Origin of the sequence: Seonamhaeicola sp. S2-3, from assembly GCF_001971785.1 — a bacterium.
Lineage (GTDB): Bacteria > Bacteroidota > Bacteroidia > Flavobacteriales > Flavobacteriaceae > Seonamhaeicola.
The window spans coordinates 165,602-185,632 of the sequence record NZ_CP019389.1 but is presented as its reverse complement, the minus strand read 5'-3'; the positions used below and the strand labels follow the sequence as shown (position 1 = coordinate 185,632).

The 20,031-nt window shown below is 31.6% G+C and carries 22 protein-coding genes and 1 pseudogene; 5 read left to right on the top strand and 18 right to left on the bottom strand.

Features of this window, described 5'->3' with window-relative positions; genetic code table 11:
• Positions 1–128: 128 nt before the first annotated feature.
• Both BWZ22_RS00890 and BWZ22_RS00885 read right to left on the bottom strand, forming a co-directional pair.
• On the bottom strand, positions 129–722 hold the full coding sequence (locus BWZ22_RS00890; protein WP_076697274.1) for a DUF4145 domain-containing protein: 594 nt from the start codon (positions 720–722) through the stop codon (positions 129–131).
• A gap of 1,195 nt (positions 723–1,917) precedes the next feature.
• Entirely contained in the window at positions 1,918–2,481 is a 564-nt protein-coding gene (locus tag BWZ22_RS00885; RefSeq protein WP_076697272.1) for a hypothetical protein, read from the bottom strand.
• Between the two features lie 222 nt (positions 2,482–2,703).
• Between BWZ22_RS00885 and BWZ22_RS16705 the strand changes: the two genes are divergently transcribed.
• Positions 2,704–2,898, top strand: coding sequence for a hypothetical protein (locus BWZ22_RS16705; RefSeq protein WP_198027634.1), 195 nt, complete (start codon positions 2,704–2,706; stop codon positions 2,896–2,898).
• A gap of 272 nt (positions 2,899–3,170) precedes the next feature.
• On the opposite strand, the gene BWZ22_RS00875 is transcribed toward BWZ22_RS16705, so the two are convergent.
• The gene (locus BWZ22_RS00875; protein ID WP_076697266.1) at positions 3,171–3,560 is read right to left on the bottom strand and encodes a hypothetical protein; all 390 of its coding nucleotides are present in this window, start codon (positions 3,558–3,560) and stop codon (positions 3,171–3,173) included.
• 351 nt (positions 3,561–3,911) lie between these two features.
• Between BWZ22_RS00875 and BWZ22_RS00870 the strand changes: the two genes are divergently transcribed.
• Positions 3,912–4,133, top strand: coding sequence for a hypothetical protein (locus BWZ22_RS00870; protein ID WP_076697264.1), 222 nt, complete (start codon positions 3,912–3,914; stop codon positions 4,131–4,133).
• A gap of 97 nt (positions 4,134–4,230) precedes the next feature.
• Here the strand turns inward: BWZ22_RS00870 and BWZ22_RS00865 are convergent, their stop codons facing one another.
• Positions 4,231–4,929: a hypothetical protein gene (locus BWZ22_RS00865; RefSeq protein ID WP_076697261.1), complete on the bottom strand. Its 699-nt coding sequence runs from the start codon at positions 4,927–4,929 to the stop codon at positions 4,231–4,233.
• A gap of 570 nt (positions 4,930–5,499) precedes the next feature.
• Positions 5,500–6,096 carry a toxin-antitoxin system YwqK family antitoxin gene (locus tag BWZ22_RS00860; protein WP_076697259.1) on the bottom strand — a complete coding sequence of 199 codons (597 nt, stop codon included), beginning with the start codon at positions 6,094–6,096 and terminating at the stop codon, positions 5,500–5,502.
• A 150-nt stretch (positions 6,097–6,246) separates the two neighbouring features.
• Here BWZ22_RS00860 and BWZ22_RS00855 point away from each other — a divergent pair, with 150 nt between their 5' ends.
• Positions 6,247–6,492 (top strand): DUF3850 domain-containing protein, encoded by a 246-nt coding sequence (locus BWZ22_RS00855; protein ID WP_076697256.1) that lies wholly within the window; start codon positions 6,247–6,249, stop codon positions 6,490–6,492.
• 82 nt (positions 6,493–6,574) lie between these two features.
• Here the strand turns inward: BWZ22_RS00855 and BWZ22_RS16820 are convergent.
• The 8 genes and pseudogenes from BWZ22_RS16820 to BWZ22_RS00820 all read right to left on the bottom strand — a co-directional run.
• Positions 6,575–6,691, bottom strand: a pseudogene (locus BWZ22_RS16820) (recombinase); the annotation flags it as partial.
• 313 nt (positions 6,692–7,004) lie between these two features.
• Positions 7,005–8,075 (bottom strand): DUF6090 family protein, encoded by a 1,071-nt coding sequence (locus tag BWZ22_RS00850; RefSeq protein WP_076697254.1) that lies wholly within the window; start codon positions 8,073–8,075, stop codon positions 7,005–7,007.
• 133 nt (positions 8,076–8,208) lie between these two features.
• A complete protein-coding gene (locus BWZ22_RS00845) occupies positions 8,209–9,318 on the bottom strand; it encodes an alpha/beta hydrolase (protein WP_076697251.1) in 1,110 nt (369 codons plus the stop codon).
• Between the two features lie 197 nt (positions 9,319–9,515).
• Positions 9,516–9,959: a hypothetical protein gene (locus BWZ22_RS00840; protein WP_076697248.1), complete on the bottom strand. Its 444-nt coding sequence runs from the start codon at positions 9,957–9,959 to the stop codon at positions 9,516–9,518.
• Positions 9,949–11,187, bottom strand: coding sequence for an ABC transporter permease (locus BWZ22_RS00835; protein WP_076697246.1), 1,239 nt, complete (start codon positions 11,185–11,187; stop codon positions 9,949–9,951). Before BWZ22_RS00835 ends, BWZ22_RS00840 begins: the two co-directional genes overlap by 11 nt.
• Positions 11,184–11,813: an ATP-binding cassette domain-containing protein gene (locus BWZ22_RS00830; RefSeq protein ID WP_076697243.1), complete on the bottom strand. Its 630-nt coding sequence runs from the start codon at positions 11,811–11,813 to the stop codon at positions 11,184–11,186. Before BWZ22_RS00830 ends, BWZ22_RS00835 begins: the two co-directional genes overlap by 4 nt.
• A 69-nt stretch (positions 11,814–11,882) precedes the next feature.
• A complete protein-coding gene (folE, locus tag BWZ22_RS00825; RefSeq protein WP_076697241.1) occupies positions 11,883–12,542 on the bottom strand; it encodes a GTP cyclohydrolase I FolE in 660 nt (219 codons plus the stop codon).
• Entirely contained in the window at positions 12,535–12,939 is a 405-nt protein-coding gene (locus tag BWZ22_RS00820) for a MerC domain-containing protein (protein ID WP_076697238.1), read from the bottom strand. The genes folE and BWZ22_RS00820 overlap by 8 nt, the downstream gene beginning before the upstream one ends.
• A gap of 80 nt (positions 12,940–13,019) precedes the next feature.
• Between BWZ22_RS00820 and BWZ22_RS00815 the strand changes: the two genes are divergently transcribed.
• Entirely contained in the window at positions 13,020–13,400 is a 381-nt protein-coding gene (locus BWZ22_RS00815) for a Fur family transcriptional regulator (RefSeq protein ID WP_076697236.1), read from the top strand.
• A gap of 10 nt (positions 13,401–13,410) precedes the next feature.
• Here BWZ22_RS00815 and BWZ22_RS00810 read toward each other — a convergent pair whose 3' ends face one another.
• Genes BWZ22_RS00810 through BWZ22_RS00800 form a run of 3 tightly spaced genes read right to left on the bottom strand, consistent with a single transcriptional unit; the run spans position 13,411 to position 15,294 of the window.
• A complete protein-coding gene (locus BWZ22_RS00810) occupies positions 13,411–13,839 on the bottom strand; it encodes a DUF4268 domain-containing protein (RefSeq protein ID WP_076697233.1) in 429 nt (142 codons plus the stop codon).
• Positions 13,840–13,843: 4 nt separating this feature from the next.
• On the bottom strand, positions 13,844–14,518 hold the full coding sequence (locus BWZ22_RS00805; protein WP_076697231.1) for a ZIP family metal transporter: 675 nt from the start codon (positions 14,516–14,518) through the stop codon (positions 13,844–13,846).
• Positions 14,519–14,562: 44 nt separating this feature from the next.
• The gene (locus tag BWZ22_RS00800) at positions 14,563–15,294 is read right to left on the bottom strand and encodes a bifunctional 2-polyprenyl-6-hydroxyphenol methylase/3-demethylubiquinol 3-O-methyltransferase UbiG (RefSeq protein WP_076697228.1); all 732 of its coding nucleotides are present in this window, start codon (positions 15,292–15,294) and stop codon (positions 14,563–14,565) included.
• A gap of 223 nt (positions 15,295–15,517) precedes the next feature.
• Between BWZ22_RS00800 and BWZ22_RS00795 the strand changes: the two genes are divergently transcribed.
• Positions 15,518–16,675, top strand: coding sequence for a class I SAM-dependent RNA methyltransferase (locus tag BWZ22_RS00795; RefSeq protein WP_076697226.1), 1,158 nt, complete (start codon positions 15,518–15,520; stop codon positions 16,673–16,675).
• A gap of 140 nt (positions 16,676–16,815) precedes the next feature.
• On the opposite strand, the gene BWZ22_RS00790 is transcribed toward BWZ22_RS00795, so the two are convergent.
• Positions 16,816–18,258: an EVE domain-containing protein gene (locus BWZ22_RS00790; RefSeq protein WP_076697223.1), complete on the bottom strand. Its 1,443-nt coding sequence runs from the start codon at positions 18,256–18,258 to the stop codon at positions 16,816–16,818.
• A 195-nt stretch (positions 18,259–18,453) separates the two neighbouring features.
• Positions 18,454–20,019: a right-handed parallel beta-helix repeat-containing protein gene (locus BWZ22_RS00785; protein ID WP_076697221.1), complete on the bottom strand. Its 1,566-nt coding sequence runs from the start codon at positions 20,017–20,019 to the stop codon at positions 18,454–18,456.
• Between the last annotated feature and the right edge of the window lie 12 nt (positions 20,020–20,031).

The following is a 20,031-nucleotide window of genomic DNA, read 5'->3' as shown; positions in this document are numbered from 1 at the left end:
TAAAATAAGCCTCTACAATTGCAAAATCAGGATGGATATATGATGATGCTTATGAAAGTACTTTAGCGAAAAATTAATAGAGTTTTACTTGTTTTTTACCACAGTGCTTTGTTGGCAAATCGTTTTTTTTAATCATTAATCATATTTGGTAATTCGTAGATGAATTTTAAAAGCATTTCTGTAAATAATAATATTTTCAGAGCCTCATCTTTTGTTTTCAAAACGATTTTATGATTTGCTGTATTTCCGTGTTTTCTTATTTCGTCAACCCATTTTAGTCCGTTTGGTGGAATGTAATTATTGTCTTTTAAATAGTTTACATAATCAACAAAACTTAAACCTTCTTTTGCTCCTTCGCTAACTGAAATGTTCATTAGTAATTTTCGGCAGCACATTACTGTCGAAGTGTATGAGTGTGAAGACATACATCTACGAGCTTCTTGGTATAAGTCTTCGACTTCTTTTTCATTTATGTGTTTAATTAAGTTTCCAAAACTTGTGTCAGGATATTGTTCATTATCCTCGTCAAAATATGTTGGGTTTTTACAATTATAACATATATAAATACTGCCTTTAATTCCCTCGTAAGATTCGTGTCTTCCGTGTTTATTGGCACTTACTGTTCCGATTGCAGCAAATCCAAGTTCAGACGCGATTTCTCTTTCGCAGAATCCGCATTTATATTCTTTTGATGGTACTTTATATGCTTCTTTCCACTTCATTTTTCAAATGTTTGCCAACGTCCACTGTGTATGGCGTAGTAAGGTACACCTCACAGATAGCCATAAAGTGGGTTTTTGTTTACTCTGATAAATATAAAAAAATAAACAAAAAGACGCAATGAACAGTGGACGATGGTATGTCATTAGTAGAAGGTAAGCGTTTGCATAACGGGATACTGTATGTTGTGGGTAATAAACTCTATTACGAGAAGACAAATTGAGTTCTCGATACAATTTGTTCGTACCTCACAAATCACTCGAACTGACGGGGAGAGGATTTATCAATTTAGTGCAGGAATGTCATTACCCAGCTCGTCACGTCGAGTGTTTTCACGGCACGAAAGTAAGTCGTGAAAATGTATCGAGACGCGTCACTGCGAAGAGGAAGGACGAAGCGTTCTCGATACAATTTGTTCGTACCTCACAAATCACTCGAACTGACGGGGAGAGGATTTATCAATTTAGTGCAGGAATGTCATTACCCAGCTCGTCACGTCGAGTGTTTTCACGGCACGAAAGTAAGTCGTGAAAATGTATCGAGACGCGTCACTGCGAAGAGGAAGGACGAAGCGTTCTCGATACAATTTGTTCGTACCTTACAAATCACTCGAACTGACGGGGGAGAGGCTTTATCAATTTAGTGCAGGAATGTCATTACCCAGCTCGTCACGTCGAGTGTTTTCACGGCACGAAAGTAAGTCGTGAAAATGTATCGAGACGCGTCACTGCGAGGAGGTACGACGAAGCAGTCTCTTTAAACTTAGAGATTGCCACAGCCTATCGGCTTCGCAATACCCCCAAAACCCTCACCAATTTACCCCAAAAAAGCCATAAACACCTACTTTTCTTCCCATCTTCTTCGAGTTTTCTTCGGGCTTGCTTCAACAAAAATCGATTTTTAAAAAATACAGTCGAACTTGAGGCGAAGGATTCTCGAACAAAACTCGAACAAAACCCCCGAAAATTCAAAATTTGTGTCAATATGATAATATTAGAAATTTAAACAGTTCTAATTAAGGGAAGCCTACACCTTTTACAACCTTATAAACATGCTTTTAAAGCCTTTTAAAACACCAGGATTTTTAAGTCTATAAAAACAGAAACCGCCTTTAAAAGACGGTTTCTAATTATAATTTTAGGATTCATTATGGGCTTGTGCAACGGTTACCATTGTTGTAAAACGTTTTTTATTCCGTTAAAATCGGTATCCAATTCTTAAATGTAAATTCAAAGCAGCTTCTCCTTCATTTTCTAAATATCCGACACTTTTAGCGAAAATATACCTGTATCCAATTCCAATTCCAGTTTCGTATGTAAAATGGTTTCCAATATTTCGTCTAATTCCCCAAGTTGGTATTATGGAAATTTGGTCAGCCACTTCCACATTATCATAATTTGAAATTACAAACCAATTCGGATTATAGCTTGTTTGTAATGTTAAAAAATTCCCACTGTTCCCGCCAATATTTCTTGATTTAGATACTCTTTTGTTAAGATTATAATACCATCTAGGTTCTAATCTAATTACAGGTGTCATTAAATATCCATTTTCAGGATAGAAACTTCCTCCCCAAAAACCAGCATCCATTCCGATTTCTGCTCTTAAAGCTATTTGATTTGATAATTTCGTCTCTTTATGAGCCCAAATCCCTAAAACTCCTGTTTGTATTCCGTAGGTAGATTGTTTTACACTTGCGGTTTGTGATTTCGCAATTAAAGTCAGTCCGCAAAATGTCAAGGTCAATAAGATTTTTTTCATTCAGTTTATTTTTTGCTATTAAGTTTATTTTTTGGTCAAAATGCACTACAACGGTTTAGTGTATGATTTCGTTGCGTGTTTAAGCACTAAAGTTAGCAAATAAATCACAGATAGAAAGTCCGCGAGGACTTTCGTAAGTAGGCTATAACTAGCAATGAATTATACACATTGTGCCTGTAGCACAAGTCTTGCTAAATATACAGAAATTTCGTATATTTAATAATGCAAGGCACAAAAATATTTCAAGAAAAACTGTTCCCACAGTTTCAGTTAAGCGAACGCGTACCAGAGCACAATTTCTACAGACGATTAAAAGAGGTTCTAGACCTAGAATTTCTATATAAGCTCACGCGCCCATATTATGGGGATAGCGGACAAAAAAGCATTGATTACCATTGGAATCAAGCAAACCAATAAATGCATGCAACTTTCTGCCATAGCCTACAATCTTAAAAAATATATGAAATTCATAGAAAAACGTACTAAAAGCGGAGCTGGAGTACTTGCGTTTTATTTTAGTCTCAAAAATACCTTTTACAAGGTTATAAACATGCTTTTAAAGCCTTTTAAAACACCAGGATTTTTAAGTCTATAAAAACAGAAACCGCCTTTAAAAGACGGTTTCTAATTATAATTTTAGGATTCATTATGGGCTTGTGCAACGGTTACCATTGTTGTAAAACGTTTTTTTAATTCCATTCCACATTCAGTTTTTCCAATTCCTTGTTTAATTCAGCGAGAGAGTTTGGGTCAATAATCTGAGTGTTAATTGTCAGTTCATTTTTGTCCGTTTTTAAGATATAATCTCCCGCAAACTTTTTAATCCGTTTTATTTCAGTCAGATTTAGTTTTTTTCCGAACGGTCCATTCACGTTTATAATTCCGTTTTCAATGGTCAGATATTTGTAATTTTTTTGGTAGAAGTAAAGTCCTAAATACATTATCGAAATTACAATCCATCCATAGTCAGTCCAATTCGGTTCTTTTTTTTCAAAAACTCCGACAAAGAACCAAATTAACCATACGAGTCCTAAAATTAAATTCACATTTAAGTGTTTCTTTTTGTATCCTATTTTCATTTCGTAAATGTTTTACAACGGTTTAGCATATTGCCTACAACGTGTTTGGCTAAGGTTTCGTTGCGGAAAAATCCGCAGGATTCTTTCCGCCGTAAACCAAACTTAGTGAAAAGTTAGGAATTTTCGGCAGAAAATTCCGTAGCAATGAACTTTAGCCGGTGTGCCTGTTGCACAAGACTTGCTAAATATACAGAAATTTCGTATATTTAATAATGCAAGGCACAAAAATATTTCAAGAAAAGCTGTTCTCACAGTTTCGGTTAAGCGAACGCGTACCAGAGCACAATTTCTACAGATGATTAAAAGAGGTTCTAGACCTAGAATTTCTATATAAACCCACGCGCCCATATTATGGGGATAGCGGACAAAAAAGCATTGAATACCATTGGAATCGAGCAGGCCAATAAATGCATGCAGCTTTACAATCTTAAAAAATATATGAAATTCATAGAAAAACGTACTAAAAGCGGAGCAGGGGCACAGGCGCTTTATTTTAGTCTCAAAAATACCTTTTGCAACCTTATAAACATGCTTTTAAAGCCTTTTAAAACACCAGGATTTTTAAGTCTATAAAAACAGAAACCGCCTTTAAAAGACGGTTTCTAATTATAATTTTAGGATTCATTATGGGCTTGTGCAACGGTTACCGGTGTTAGGTGTAGTTTTTTTATTATGATATTAGCGACTCAACTAATCCTTCTTTTAAAATATTACCTGTTTTCAAAAATTGATGTAAAGCGGAAATACAGTATTCAGAATTAATATAATATCGTTTCATTTCTGAGGTGTAATTGATTCCGTCAATAAAATATGCTTTCTTACTAGTTTTGCTTACATATACCTCACCCTTTAATCTATCATCGAAACGAACTTTGTAAGTATCCCAAATTGGACCGAAAAAAGCTCTTTTACTTTTTACTTTTTTAATTTCATAATTATTATTTAGTCGTGTATTTATGCTTTGGTCATTCTTGCTTAAATAATTTTCAATTAAAAAGTCATTTATATCTGCGATGCTATTAATTTCAAATCCATATTTAGATTCATTAATCAAAAAAACATAATTGTCTTTACTATCCATTTTTAATGCAAATATGTTTTCGTCCAAAAAACCATGTTTGAATAAATAGCTTTCACCATCAATATCAATTAGTAAATTATTTTCTCCTATATATTCCCAGCTTTCTTTTTTTACTTTTCCGTTTTTTGAGATTAAAACTTGGTTTTTATCGCGGAAAATAAAAACATTTTTGGTGTCACTAGATTCATCTATTAAAACCCAATTTTGATTTTTCAATAATGTTAAATCATCAAGTTTTTTTGAAAATTGCTTGATTTTAGGAATGACATTTGAAAAGTATGCTTTCAATTTTATTTAGTTTTTAAATTACTGCCAACGTTTATGTATAAGAATAGTGCGGTTTTGTGTGCGAGGATTTTCCGCAGGAAAATCAGACGTAACAAAAGTGCACGGACTCTTGATTAAGCACTAAACTAAGCATTATTTTTATACGGTGTGTCCGTTGCACAAGACTTGCTAAATATACAGAAATTTCGTATATTTAATAATGCAAGGCACAAAAATATTTCAAGAAAAGCTCTTCGCATAGTTTCGGTTAAGCGAACGCGTACCGGAGCACAATTTCTACAGACGATTAAAAGGGGGGCTAGACCTAGAATTTCTATATAAACTCACGCGCCCATATTATGGGGATAGCGGACAAAAAAGCATTGATTACCATTGGAATCTGCAGGCCAATAAATGCATGCAGCTTTCTGCCATAGCCTACAACCTTATAAACATGCTTTTAAAGCCTTTTAAAACACCAGAGTTTTTAAGTGTATAAAAACAGAAACCGCCTTTAAAAGACGGTTTCTAATTATAATTTTAGGATACATTATGGGCTTGTGCAACGGTTACCATTGTTAGGCACAGTTTTTATTCTTTTTTTATTTCTCCGTTTTCGTTAAATAGAGTCCTTTTTGTTAAAATTCCATCTTTGTCATAAGTAGAAATTTCTTTTATTTTTCCACTTTGATAATACCTTTTTAATTCTCCAATTACAAGTCCGCTTTTAAATTCCGCTTTCAGTCGAATTGTTCCGTTTGAGTAATAATCAGTTTCAATTCCATCACAAACCTTATCGCAATTCATAAACTTATTATTAGGAATTATACCAAGTTTCTTGAGTTCTTCTTTACTCGTGTTTTTTGTAAAAGAAACATTAGTCATTTTAATATACTCTTCAATTCTCGGTTTAATTAAAGTGTCAGAATTTATTAGTTTGTCAATCACAATTTTATGTGTTTCTCCAATTTCAGTAGCGACAAGTTCATACTCTCCTTTGGTCGGAAGTATTATTGTTCCGTTGTCAAATTCCGCTATATGATATTCCGTTCCATTTTTTTCAAGATGATAGTTAAAACTACTTTCAATGCTATTTGAACAAGAATCTTTTAAAAATAGATTGAATTTAATTTCTTGACTAAACCCAGAAATGGTAGAAAAAAGTAATATCAAAATCGTAATCTTCATTGGTTTGTCAAATTGTGCCTAACGGATAAAATATAAATAAAGTGCGGCACAATTCCGAAGGAATTTGCCAGCACGATAGAAAGAATTATAATTAATAACCAAACACCAAATAAGCATTTTGTTTATATTGTGTTGTAAACTGTAAAAATTATGAAGCACGAAATTAAAATAACACCCAATTATTTTGAGGCGGTAAAAAAAGGAATAAAACCTTGGGAAATTAGAAAGAATGACAGAAACTATAAAGTTGGTGATAATATAATACTTAAAGAGTACGACCTGAAACTTAAAAAATACACAGGCAGACGTATTAGTGGTTGGATAGAATATATATTAGAAGGCGGAAAATATGGTCTTTCACAAGGTTTTGTGATAATGACAATAAAATACACTTAATTTTTATTGTTTGACAACAATTGAATAAACACAATTGTGTTTATTTACATTATTTTTATTTCGGTAAATATAATTATTTTTCTTACAAATCTAATGGGTTTTTTATAAAATTAAAACTGCTTTTTGCTACATGGGTATAGATTTCTGTAGTTTTAGTTGAATTGTGTCCCAATAAAAGTTGAATGTACCTTATGTCTGTTCAATACATAAAAATTATTTTCTTTTATTTAGACTCGTGGAGGGATTAATTCAAAATGCTAGTTCAAAATTAAAGAAACAGAAGACATAACAAATCAACTTTGGGATGTTTTTGAAAAAACGATTTAGTATTAATATTTTATACCTAATTAAGGTATTGCAAAATAGCAAATTAGGAGAAAAAGTTTTTAATAGCATTTTGTAAAAGAGGAAAGGTATAAAAGACTTATAAAAAGGGTTTAAAAAAGGTTTTTTCGTTGTTCAAGCACTTCTACAACGCTTACCAGCTTAAGTTTGATTTTTTTTTAATTGGCTTAAAGTTTATTTAAGTGAACTCTTGTTCCATATTTCATAATAATTAAAGAAGTAATTTCATTCGAGCTATCTCTTATAAACTCTCCTTTAAAGTAAATATCAGTTTGACCAAATATCTTATTTGTTGTTTCAAAATAGAAAAAATCCATATCTTCAAGATTTCCATTCATAACGCCTATTAAATCATTGTCTTGTATCTGAATTTTATAGTTCATATCAGGAAATTGACCATCAAAACCTTCAACCTTTACAACCTTAAAAGTACCCACATATTCTTTTAGTTGTGCCTTTGTTAGATGAATTAAATTATGTGGTATAAAATCGGGAAGCGGTTCATTACTTTCAACAAGTGTGTTAATTTGTTTGTATGCATTAATTGCGTTTTCTCTAAATTGCATAACATGATAGCTTGCCAAATTTTCACAGCCAGCATTTTGGTATAGATTTACATCATTTTTATAGTAAGGGTCATTCAGAAAAAAATCAATCATCTCATCTTCTAATTGAGGTCGATCTAATCTGTAATACCAATCTTTACTTTTGGCTAACTCGTCCATCACCCTATCAGTAATCAAGTCCATGCGATTATCGAACTTGTCTATTTCGTATTTGTTATAAATATAAATCTCGTTTAATGGCTCAATAACTGCTTGTAGCTTTTTTGGAACATTATCAACATTTTCTGTGAGGTTAGTATATCCATTTTCATGAATTTTCATATGAAAAGCGTCCATAATAGCATATCTTAAAGCATTTTGATAATCATTTTGATAATCATCATAGGTTAGTTTATCTGTTTGTATTAAGTTGATGATTGAATCTTTTGTTTTATAATAGGCAATTAGTTCGTCCGATTTTTGAATATCCAGTCCTAAATCATGTTGTACTTCTTTTAAAATAGAAACAATCTTATTTTCGGTTTTACGCTGTTCGTTTTTATTATTTATTTGAAGTGCGATAAGAATACCGATAATAACAAGTACAATCTCGCCTATAGCGTATAGTAAGTATTTGCTTAATTTATTTTCTGAGAGTAGGTTTTTGCGAATTTTTCTAAAGAATTTTATCATTTGGTTAGTGGTTGGTTATAATGAAGTATGATGGTAAATATGTTACTAGTATGCGATTTCGAAGCACTACATTTAGTATGGGCCAACCCACTTTTATTTATCTACATTTTGCCTATACATTATTTGGGAGTACTTATTTTGCCAGTATTTCATTGATATATATTGAACGATATTTTTGGGGATATTCAATTTGTACTCCGTGAGTTCCATCTTCAAATAAAAACCATTTTTTAGAGGGTGCAATAATTGAATCGAAATACGCTTTTGCTACAGCCGTTTCGGTAAAATGGTCGTTGTCTCCTTGTAATATATAAACGGGTACTTTTAATTCTGGAACATCACGCATTAAATTCATGTCTATTGCTGTAGGTTGTAAAATCTTAGCGGCTGGATAGTAGGATTCTGGACTATTTATCATGTCAGTAAATTTTTCCTTAAACGTTAATCCGTTATCTAAAAACATACTTTTAATAAAATTAAAATTGGTTTCTAATTTTACTGGAGCATACTTCATTATAATTTGTCGTTCTATTTCAAAGGCTTCGGTTACTGAATTTTTTGAATTTTCTACATAAGGAGGTCTTCCAATTTGTTTTAATTGATTGATTGAAATGGTATCATTATGTTTTTGCGATTCTGACATTGCAAATTCATAAGATAATTCTTCTGAAAGCGATAGATTCGCCATAAGACCACTACCAATATAGGCGTGATATAATTCAGGCTGTTTTTGAACCATATAAGCAGCTACAGCAGTACCCCACGATAAACCTTCGATGTAAATCTTATCTTTTTTGAAAGTCTTTCTTAAGTGATTTGATAGTTCCAAACCATCATCTACAATATGACTTAGGGTAATGGACGAATCTGGTATGCTGTCATTATAAGCAAGTCCAGAGCCTCTTTGTTCCCAATAACAAACCGTAAAAATATCTTCCAAATCAACTCCCGTGAGTTTGTAAATTACCGGTAAAATTGGTGCGCCTGGTCCCCCGTGAACTATTAGTAGCACGGGATTATTCTTGTCTTTTCCTCTAATGGTAATCCTTTGTGGCACTCCATTTATTATCATATCCTCGTGCATAGCGATACTATTTGGAAGCACATTGCCCTTTTCGTCTAAAAAAGGTTCTTCATTTCCAGAACTATTGATTCGGATTACTAGTAAAACAACTAAAATGAAAGTAATAAATGCTCCTACTAAAATCAAAAACCATTTCCCTATTTTCTTTAATATTTTCATATGTTCTTAATTGGTTATATGGTTTTTTCTTATTACCTCCAACGCTAAGCATATGAATCCGTTTCAATATTAAAAACAGTTTTAATGTAGGAGATTTATATGCACCAATAGGCTAAGTTAGAATTTTCTTAGCGAAAAGTTCATACATACTTACATATAAATTTTTATTGATATGATTTTGAGATGATAAAAGCAGTTTAGTCGGTCTCAATTAACTTTATTTCGCAATCTGTAAGGATATAGTTAAAATGTTCTACATCATCAACGTTTAGTTTAAGTGTTCCTGTTACCGTTACAATATCATCGGTTCTAAGGTTTTGTCTTTCGCTAAACTGAAGTTCTATAGCTGTTTCTGGGCCACCAACACCACAAAAAAAGCAAGCAGACATTGGGCCTTTAGACAACATATACAATTTGTCTTTTGGTGAAATATGTAAAAAATAACCTGATATATTTACGGTTTTTCCATCTAAAGCTTTTACAGAATCTGAAAATTCAGGAACTAAATAGCTTTCATCATATTCTTGATAGTACTTTTCAACAAATTTTACTTTAGCTAAATCATCCCAAGTTATTTTTTGTTGGGAAAAACATGAAGAAAACGTTAGAAAACAAAGCAGTATTATGATGTTATTTTTCATTGCTTAAAATTGTTGAAATATTCATTTTTAAAATAGGGTAAATAGCCAATGATACCGACAAAGTTACCATTATAAAAACTAATACACCAATTTGTGATATGTCTTGAATGCTTAACTCTCTAATAATGTTTTGTTTAAATCCAAAGTTTGTGAATTTTAACATAAGGTGCAAGCCTATTTTTACAAGTATAAGCCCTAATGCAAAAGCTGAAAATGCAACAATTAGTGCTTCATAAGCAACCATTTTTATAATTTGAAAATTACTAGCGCCGTAGGTTCTCAATAGAGCCAAATCAAAAGCGCGTTCTTTAATCATTTTATACAAATTAATGAAAATAGTAATACCAGAAATTATTAGAATTAAGTAGGCTATCCAAGTAATGGTTTTAAAGCCAACACTTGTGTATTGGTATAACCTATCTAATTCATACCTAGGGATTGCGGCCTGCAAATTACTACTTTCGTTAACTTTTCTTGGAAAAGTTAAAAGTGCTGCCGGACTTCTAAACCTTATTAATAAAGAGGTGATTTCTTTGTCTTCATCGTGGTGTTCATGTTCGTGTTCATGGTCATGTAGCTCTTTGCTATGGTTTTCATGTTCATTATGTTCTTCATGATTATGTACATCCCAAACACTTTGTAAATTAGTAATAATTAAGCGGTCTATAACTTTTTGTGTAGGCTTTAAAATACCTACTACGGTTAATTTATCATCATGAACATCTATAGTGTTTTCTACTAAACCGTGAGAGCTTGTAAAGGTATCACCAATTTTAAGGTTTAATTGTTCTGCTAAATTACTGCCAATAACAACTTCCATAGATTTTTGTACCATGCGTCCTTGTTCTAATTCGGCATTATAAAAAGAGAAGAATTCATTGGTAGTTCCCACAATTCTATAACCTTTATAATTATCGCCATAAGAAATGGGTACAGCAGATTTAATTAAAGGGGTTTTGCTTAATTTTTTGGCTTCATTATAATTAATATTTCCAGTAGGATTATCTAAATGTAGAACCGAAGCTAAAATAAGTTGTAGTGGACTTCCTTTGGCTCCAACAACCAAATCAATATCACCTAAATTATTGTCCATTTGGTATTGAAATGAGCTTTTAAGTTGCTGAATACCTAATAGAAGTGTAATACTTAATGCTAATATAATGATACTTAAAAACGTATAAAACGATTTAGATTTTAGATTTTTTATACTAATCTTCCAAATGTTCATAATGTTATTGTGTTTTGAAAGAATGGTTTAATTCTTTGATCGTGCGTAATTACAATTAAATTGGCTTTGTTTTTTTTGGCTTGTTTTTTAAGAAGATTTATAACAGCTTTACAGTTTTCATCGTCTAAACTAGAGGTAGGTTCATCTGCTAAAATAACTTGCGGATTGTGTACTACAGATAAAGCAATGCCTAATCTTTGTAATTGTCCTTCGCTAATTTGGTTTATTTTACTGTTTTTACAGTTGCTTAAATTTAATTCTTCTAGTAATGTGTTAATTGTATTTTGTTGATCACTTTTTTTACAAAAAAATAAACGCGCTTGTAAATTTTCATAAACGCTTAACGATTGTATGGCATGTTTTTTTTGAAACACTAAACCAATGTTTTTACCTCTAAACGTGTCTAATTTACTATTGCTAAGTGTATTTATATTAACATTGTTAATAGTAATGTTACCAGTTTTGGGTTGTAATAAACCAGCTAGTAAGTGCAGAAGCGTTGTTTTACCTATACCAGAATTACCTAAAATAAGTAAGCTTTCTTCTTCCTTTAAGTCAATTTTAGGAAAGCTAAAAATCTGTTCTTTATTTTTATATTTAAACGTAAGATTATTGGTTTGTATCATCTTAAATTTTAAGTATTTTGTAAATAAACGAATTATTTTGCCAATTTATATAGGCTTTAATAGCATTTTCTAAATTTGATTATTCACAACATTTAAAAATTCATTACGATATACTTTTTCTTCAAAACACCCACCATATTCTATAGTTGTGGTAAAACTATCTTTATCTTTTATACCTCTAGATGATACGCATAAATGTTTAGCAGAAATCATGACTATAACATCTTTAGTCTCTAAAGTGTTTTGAAGGTCTTTTAATATTTGAAGCGATAAACGTTCTTGTACTTGTGGGCGGTGTGCGTAATAATCAACCAATCGGTTTATTTTAGATAAACCAATAACTTTGTTATTGGGTATATAAGCAATGTGTGCGTGTCCTGTAATAGGCAAAAAATGGTGTTCGCAAGAAGAATCTATGGTAATGTTTTGTTCAACAATCATTTTTTTATAATGATATTTGTTTTCAAACACCGATAATTTAGGTTTGTTTTTTGGGTTTAAACCGTAAAACAATTCTTTTACATACATTTTAGCAAATCGATAGGGGGTACCAGATAAGCTGTCATCTGTTAAATCTAGTCCTAATTCTTCCATAATTTTAGAGAAGTGAAACTGAATTGCTTTTATTTTTTCATCATCAGGTTTATTAAATGCAGTTTTAAGTATTGGTGTATCTACACTAGATGCAATGTGATTGTCTCCTATTATTTCAATTTGTTTTTTATCCATTGTTTATACAGCATGAATTGTTATTACATTGACAAAATTTAAGATTATAAATATGAAGCAAAATAAGGGCAAGAGCAGGCATGTAATGTAGGTATTCAGGAATGTGAATAAACTCAAATTTTTCATTTATTATAACCCCAAAAAGTAGTGTCCAACTTACCCATAAAGCAGGTTTCATAATTTTTTTAGAGGTGTTTTTGGTAGAGCGGTAAACAGCAAAAAACGAAATTAATAAAAAAATATAATCAACAGATTGCCACCACAAAGGCACGCTGGTATTACAACACCCAGTTGTTACATGTGCTAAAAAAATAAACGGTGTGGCTACACAGTGAATTAAACATATTGTACTTGCCGTTGCCCCTAAGGTGTCTGGTTTTAAAATTGTAATTTTCATTATTTGGTTTATTAACGCAACTAAGTTGCAAATATAATCATATATTTGTTATTGCAACATAGTTGTGTTAAATTTGTGGTATGGGAGTAATTAGAAAAACACAGTCTTTAGAGGTTTTACTGGCTGAATTTGAAAATGATTCTGGAGCTATTTCTGCAACAGAACTAGTTAAACGCTTGAGTTCTCAGTTTAATAAAACCACCATTTATAGGGTTTTAGACAGACTTGAAGATGATGGGGTTTTACATTCTTTTTTAGGTAAAAATGGTATAAAATGGTATGCTAAGTGTCATGGTTGTACAAAATCTGGTCATATAGATGTACACCCACATTTTCAATGTATAAGTTGTGGTAAGGTAGATTGTTTAGATATAAATGTTTCTATTCCAGAACTACAAAATAGAGAGGTTGTAGCCACTCAAATTTTAATACAAGGTAAGTGTGAAACCTGTTGTGATTAATGTTGTTTAATTAGCCTTCAATAACCTCTTTGTATTCTTCAAAAAAGGCTTCAAACAAGCTCATTTTTTCGTTGAAAAATTCCATAACTATTTGCCATGAGTTTTTGTTGTGAATAGACACTTTTGCATCTAAAGGCACGTAAATTCTAGAGATTTCTTTGTAATTATCTAATATATATGCTTCATCAAAAACAGCATCAGGTAAATAATCATTAATTAAAATAGATTTTAATGCAGTAAGTTTTTCCCAGTATTTTATGCGGTGTTCTAAGTCGTCTTCTAAATCAAGGGCTACCAAAGCTTTTTTTGTGTCAAAATGAAATTTAAAACTAAAGCCTTTTAGTTTAGTATTATACAATATCCATTTTCTTGGAAATGATTTTCCAAAACTTGTCCAAAATTCTTGTCGTAATAATTTTGATTCTTCTTTGCTAAACATAAAGTTATATCAAATAAGCAATTCCAACGCCTAAAATAATGGCAATAAATTTAGACATGTTAAATTTATGTCCGTCGCTACTTTCAAATAAAATAGTTGTAGAAATATGAAAAAAGATACCAATTACAATGGCATTTAATATATGGCCGTAATGTGTAATTATTTCAGAAGTATTAGATATAAGTGTACCTAATGGCGTCATAAAAGCAAAAACTGTTAAGAATATAAAAACCTGAAATTTGTTATAATTGGCTTTAAATAAAAACATACTAATTATAATAGCAATAGGTATTTTATGTACTAAAACGCCGTAAACCATATCGTTATGCTCATGTATAGCAAAACCTTCTAAAAAGCTATGAATACATAAACTTACAAACAATAACCAAGGGAAAAATGATTTGTTTTTATGTACGTGTACATGCCCATGCTCTGCACCTTTGGAGAATAATTCTAATATAATTTGCAGCAAAATACCGCACATAATGTACAATCCGGTAATTTTAGAGTCTAAATGGTGGTACACTTCTGGTAATAATTCAAAAAGCGTTAAAGCTAATAGAAAAGCACCACTAAAAGAGAGTAGTAGTTTGGTATTCCAAGATTTACTGGTTTTAGTAAAACTGGCAATAATAACACCAATAACTACGGCAAGAAAAGGAAAAAGATAATCACTCATGTAAAAATATACTAGTAAAAAATATAATAGCGCCTATTAAAGACTTATTTAAAAATCATAACTAATCGTTCTGAGGTTTTAGAATCAAACTTATGCAAGTTATAATCTCCAAAAACATCTAGCAAATGTACATCGGCTTTTTTAAATAAATCTTCAAAATCATTTAAAGTAAAAGCTCTAACACGTTCTTGATAATGGTGTAAATGTTCATTAATGGTAAATTCAATATCTTTAATTACATAACCATCTTCAACATAACGTTTTAAATTAAAGGCTATATCATCAACCATCTTTACTTCTTCGGGTACTAGATTATTAATTACATATTCACTATTCATAAAATCAATAACCCCAAAACCATAAGTGTTTAAATTGGCTTTAATGGCTTTAATAGTATTAAGGTTATCGTTGTCATCATCAAAATAACCAAAGCTGGTAAATAGGTTAAAAACGGCATCAAACTGTTTGCCGTAAGGTTTACACATATTGTGAACATCAAATTTTAAGCGGTGATTTTCAAATTTTTTAGCAAATTCAATACTGTTTTCACTTAAATCTACACCCGTTACATCGTATCCTATTTTGTTTAAATAACGCGCATGTCTTCCGCGTCCGCAAGCCAAATCTAAAATAGTACCATTTTCTGGAATATTTAAATAGTTAGTAAGTTTAGCCATAAACGCATGCGCCTCGGTGTCATTTCTATCTTTATATAAAATATGGTAATATGGCGTATCAAACCAAGAAGAAAACCAAGTAGTTGTATCTGTTGTCATTAATCATTTTTATGGGGTTACCACAATATGGTGTGGTTAGGCTTTTATTTGTGGTTTAATAATTTATATCATTAACTCATGAAAATAAATATTTTGTCATGTCTTTTGTAAACAAAAGGATGCCACTTTAATTCCTTAACCCAATTTCACTTATCCAAATATTAATCAAAATTACGCTATTTTTGCAACCTATTAAAGCAAACCAATTAAGTAGTAGCAAAAAATGGATGAAAATTTCAAAATGGTGGCCAAAACCTTATTTGGTTTTGAAGATTTATTGGCAAAAGAACTTACCCAATTAGGCGCACAAAACATTAAAAAAGGCGTTAGAAATGTGAGTTTTGTAGGAGATAAGGGGTTTATGTATAAAGCCAATTTAGGGTTGCGTACGGCCATTAAAATTTTAAAACCTATCCATACGTTTAAGGTGAATAATGAGCAAGATTTGTACAACAACATATACAAAATGTCTTGGGAAGATTATTTAAAACCAACGGGTTCTTTGGCTGTAGATGCTACTATACACTCGCATTTATTTAAACATTCACTATACATTGCTTTAAAAACAAAAGATGCCATTGTTGATAGATTTAGAGATAACACAGGCCAACGCCCCAATGTAGATTTAAAATTCCCCGATTTAAAAATAAATATACATATAGACCGAAATCAGTGTACGGTGTCTTTAGATACTTCGGGAGATTCATTGCACAAGCGAGGTTATAAAACCGCAACCAATATTGCACCTATTAATGAGGTGTTGGCTGCAGGTATGATTATGCTATCTGGTTGGGACGGACAATGTGATTTTATGGACCCCATGTGTGGTTCTGGTACCATGCTTATAGAAGCAGCTATGATTGCCTGTAACATACCACCAAACCTAATGCGTAAAGAGTTTGCTTTTGAACGTTGGCAAGATTGGGATGTAGATTTGTTTGAAAAAATTGAAGCATCTTTACTTAATAAAACACGCTATTTTCACCATAAAATTATAGGGTACGATAAAGCTCCAAGTGCCGTTTATAAAGCCAAAGACAATGTAAAAAATGCACAGTTGGATGATTTTATAACCGTTAAGCACGAAGACTTTTTTAAAACCCAAAAAGGAGGCGATGAAAAGTTGCATATGGTATTTAACCCACCCTACGGAGAGCGTTTAAATATAGATATGGAAGCCTTTTATAAAAATATTGGTGATACCCTTAAACAAAAATATCCTGATACCAATGCGTGGTTTATAACTAGTAATTTAGATGCTTTAAAGCATGTTGGTTTACGTCCTAGCAGAAAGATACAACTCTTTAATGCTAAGTTAGAATCTAGATTAGTTAAATATGAGATTTATGCTGGTAGTAAAAAGGGGAAGTATATGAAGTAGTTTTGGGAGTTATGTTTATTGGATAGAATATGCGTAGTGAGGGATTTCAAGGTACTTTACTATCAAACCGCTTAAATGCTTCAAAGTTTAAACTTAGCTAATCTCCCGCATTACATATATTTATTATTACCGCCTGGTTTTTATTCATTTTTCATTTTATCAATCCGAATCTTTTGATTATCAATCGTAAACTCGAAATATTTGTCATTATTTTCATTCAGTTTTACGTTTCCGTAATGCAATTGTCTATGATGATTTGCACAAACAGTCAGTAAATTTAAAGTTCCAAGAGAACCTTGCTCCAACTCTGATACTGGAATTACATGATGAGTCTCAATATAAAATTCTCCGTTTCGTTTTTTGAATCCATGAGGGTTTTTACCTAAAGCTTTACAAATCTGACATTCGTAGTTATTTGCTTTTTTAACTGCTTTTGAAATATTTCCTCGCTCAATTCTTCGACTTACAATTTCTTTTACTCTTGGTGTTGCATTAAAATACTTTGCTTCAAGTTTTTGTAAATCTACAAAGTCATTAAGTTCTGAAGTTGTTGCTTCGCTTACAATTTCAATATTACTGTCTGCAATTTCAATTATTTTATCAAAAGTATCTTTCTCAATTGACCACGAAGAAGCTTGACGACCATTTAACAATGGTTTTTCATTTTGAAAGTCCGTTAGATTTTTCAAATCGCTTAAAAGTATCGGATTATCCAAAAGCTTCTTTACATATCGAATTTTAACTCTTAAACGTTCTTCTCCATATTTTTCAGGGTTTATCCAAAATTGTCCGTCAGAATCAGGCATTGGTTGTGCTGAACTCATAATTTCAACAATCCCGTATATTCCAGCCTTTAATCTGTCTTTTCCTGCTAACTCGTCTTTTGTTCTTGAATCATAACCTACTCGAATAACAGCTAATTGTCCTTTTTGAAAATGTTTACTTTGCCAATCAGTTATCCTCCACGTAGAGTTTATTTCGTCAGTTTCAAGAAATTCGTCAATTTGCCAATATTTTGGATTGCAAAAGAAAATCCAATAACCATTGCTATTAAATGATGAATCGCCAGAAATTTCAGTCTCTTTATATTCGGGAAAAGGCAATGATGGTGAAATATTTTCCCTTAAATAATTGAGCATTTCAAACGAAGTGTCTTTTTGACTATCTGTTCTTAACTGTACATATTTTTTTGATGCTTTTTCAATTGTGCCAAAATGGAGATGTTTAATTTTTTCCCATTTTTCTTTTGAAATGTCTCGATAAAAATAATTTCGTGTTTTTACCGCTGAATATTCTGCCCAATCTCCAGAATCCCAATCAGATTCTAACATGTTATTAATCTCGGTTGTATTGTCTTTTAATAGTTCCTTATCTAAAGCAATCCAAATTGAATCTTCGTGAATCGTTGTTGTTATTAAACTTCCAATCTTTAACCGTATTCGGTCTCTTTTTACGCTCAATCCCCACTTTTCAGAACCAAACGAATCCGCATGACTGATAATTTCGCAAAGAATCTCAAGATAGTTTCTTCGTTGGTATTTATCAGGTAGCAAATCAGATATTATTTTTTCAATTTCACTCATATTTATTGCTCTAGTTCGTTTCATAAACTTGGTGGTAACCTTCAGAATGAATCTGTTTCAATAATTTAAATTCTCAGACAAGCGAAGTTAGAATTTTCTTACTAAAGTAAATATGTGTTTGTACCTAACTTATAAACAAGTTTTAAACTAAATAAATTATATGTAGTTCTTGTTTAAGTATTTTTTGTAGAAAAATTAATCTTCTTCAGGAAACACAATATGTTGGTAAGCACCTAAGTCTGGAGCCGTAGTTCTATTTACATTTAAAATATCGGTAGGTACTTGGGTGGCATAGGTTGCTAAACCTTGGTTTATAGCAGCAGATTCCTCGCCAATTATAAGCATATTTAAAGCGGTATCTTTAAAATTGGGGTCTTCATTATATAGGTTACCTTCGTAATGGTTGGTATCATTTAAATCGTAATTTGGCCCCGTAAAATTATTGTTATTGTCTTCAAACCTAATTAGGCAATTGGTAAATTTAAAATTAAAATTTACGCTTGCTTCTTCAACTTCATCTAAAAGAATTTCGGGATTATCGTTACCATAAATAATGCAGTTGTTAAAGTTGGCTTCGGTTAAATTGGTAACAATAACATTGTCATCATCATCTACCAAAAAATTATTTAATAATACAGAGGGGAATTGTCTAAATCCATCATTCCAGTAATTGGCAATGGTACAGTGTGTAAAATTATATTTACCACCAAAAGTACCTGCAAAAGATGATAAACCAGAGTTATTTATTACTACATTTTCGCCTTTAATAGAGGTGTTTCTACCTAAAATTCCAAAGTTACTAGAGTTATAAATTTGAGAATTTGTAATGGTTAGTTTATCTGTGGTAGCATCAGGATTTCCATCGCATAAAATGCCTACTAATGCATTTTTAATGGTAGCGTAGTTAATGTAATTATTGGTGCTTCCGTCTAAAAACCAAATGGTTCCCCATTGTCCGGGACTTTCAGAATAATTAGGTTCTAATCTATCACCTTCAAAAATAACTTCGTTTTCTAGTAATTCTTGGTCTGCACTATGCATGCCGTTTACTTGTAATGATGCGTTATTTTGTATAATTAAACCAGAGTTTTCATGAAAATGCAATCGTGCGCCAGCATCAATAGTAAGCGTTTCGCCCTCAGGAACAGCTGCAAATCCATAAATAACATAGGGTTTTTCGTTGGTCATAGTTAATTCAGAAGGGAGTAATTCTCTGCCTTGTAATTCGGTTTCAATTTGTTCGCCTCCAACATTAAGTGTTAGTGTTTCAACTATTTTGGTGGTGTTATCTCTATTTGGGTAAATAAATATCGCATCTTTTACAAGGGTTACTAACTCTACTTTTTGAAGGTTAGAACCTGCATCAAATTCAATTTGGTCTGTATATAAATATTCGCCGTTAGGGTTAGAGAAATTGCTAATATCAATAGTAGATTCAATAAAAATGTATAAACTATCATGAGCTAGTAATTCTACATTTTTAAACAATTTACCAGCTATACCATCAACACTTAATCGGTAATTAGAGTTTTCGCCTAAAGCTAAACCTAAGGTTGGAATAGATATGTCATTATCGCTTCTATTGTAAACTTTTAAGTTGTAGGTACTAGAGCCAATATTGGTAAAAACGGTATCTAAATAAATGGTGTCTTTAGAAAATTCTAAGCTTCCTGTACTTGGAGAAAATTCAAAATCTTTACGGCAAGAACTCCAAAGTGTTAAAAAAACAATGGTTAAAATAAAATATAGGTAGCGGCTCATTAACAATTTAAT

Excerpts from the sequence above, each read along its gene's own strand:
- BWZ22_RS00890 (WP_076697274.1), bottom strand. The coding sequence starts at position 722 with ATGAAGTGGAAAGAAGCATATAAAGTACCATCAAAAGAATATAAATGC.
- BWZ22_RS00885 (WP_076697272.1), bottom strand. The coding sequence starts at position 2,481 with ATGAAAAAAATCTTATTGACCTTGACATTTTGCGGACTGACTTTAATT.
- BWZ22_RS16705 (WP_198027634.1), top strand. The coding sequence starts at position 2,704 with ATGCAAGGCACAAAAATATTTCAAGAAAAACTGTTCCCACAGTTTCAG.
- BWZ22_RS00875 (WP_076697266.1), bottom strand. The coding sequence starts at position 3,560 with ATGAAAATAGGATACAAAAAGAAACACTTAAATGTGAATTTAATTTTA.
- BWZ22_RS00870 (WP_076697264.1), top strand. The coding sequence starts at position 3,912 with ATGGGGATAGCGGACAAAAAAGCATTGAATACCATTGGAATCGAGCAG.
- BWZ22_RS00860 (WP_076697259.1), bottom strand. The coding sequence starts at position 6,096 with ATGAAGATTACGATTTTGATATTACTTTTTTCTACCATTTCTGGGTTT.
- BWZ22_RS00855 (WP_076697256.1), top strand. The coding sequence starts at position 6,247 with ATGAAGCACGAAATTAAAATAACACCCAATTATTTTGAGGCGGTAAAA.
- BWZ22_RS00850 (WP_076697254.1), bottom strand. The coding sequence starts at position 8,075 with ATGATAAAATTCTTTAGAAAAATTCGCAAAAACCTACTCTCAGAAAAT.
- BWZ22_RS00845 (WP_076697251.1), bottom strand. The coding sequence starts at position 9,318 with ATGAAAATATTAAAGAAAATAGGGAAATGGTTTTTGATTTTAGTAGGA.
- BWZ22_RS00840 (WP_076697248.1), bottom strand. The coding sequence starts at position 9,959 with ATGAAAAATAACATCATAATACTGCTTTGTTTTCTAACGTTTTCTTCA.
- BWZ22_RS00835 (WP_076697246.1), bottom strand. The coding sequence starts at position 11,187 with ATGAACATTTGGAAGATTAGTATAAAAAATCTAAAATCTAAATCGTTT.
- BWZ22_RS00830 (WP_076697243.1), bottom strand. The coding sequence starts at position 11,813 with ATGATACAAACCAATAATCTTACGTTTAAATATAAAAATAAAGAACAG.
- folE (WP_076697241.1), bottom strand. The coding sequence starts at position 12,542 with ATGGATAAAAAACAAATTGAAATAATAGGAGACAATCACATTGCATCT.
- BWZ22_RS00820 (WP_076697238.1), bottom strand. The coding sequence starts at position 12,939 with ATGAAAATTACAATTTTAAAACCAGACACCTTAGGGGCAACGGCAAGT.
- BWZ22_RS00815 (WP_076697236.1), top strand. The coding sequence starts at position 13,020 with ATGGGAGTAATTAGAAAAACACAGTCTTTAGAGGTTTTACTGGCTGAA.
- BWZ22_RS00810 (WP_076697233.1), bottom strand. The coding sequence starts at position 13,839 with ATGTTTAGCAAAGAAGAATCAAAATTATTACGACAAGAATTTTGGACA.
- BWZ22_RS00805 (WP_076697231.1), bottom strand. The coding sequence starts at position 14,518 with ATGAGTGATTATCTTTTTCCTTTTCTTGCCGTAGTTATTGGTGTTATT.
- BWZ22_RS00800 (WP_076697228.1), bottom strand. The coding sequence starts at position 15,294 with ATGACAACAGATACAACTACTTGGTTTTCTTCTTGGTTTGATACGCCA.
- BWZ22_RS00795 (WP_076697226.1), top strand. The coding sequence starts at position 15,518 with ATGGATGAAAATTTCAAAATGGTGGCCAAAACCTTATTTGGTTTTGAA.
- BWZ22_RS00790 (WP_076697223.1), bottom strand. The coding sequence starts at position 18,258 with ATGAGTGAAATTGAAAAAATAATATCTGATTTGCTACCTGATAAATAC.
- BWZ22_RS00785 (WP_076697221.1), bottom strand. The coding sequence starts at position 20,019 with ATGAGCCGCTACCTATATTTTATTTTAACCATTGTTTTTTTAACACTT.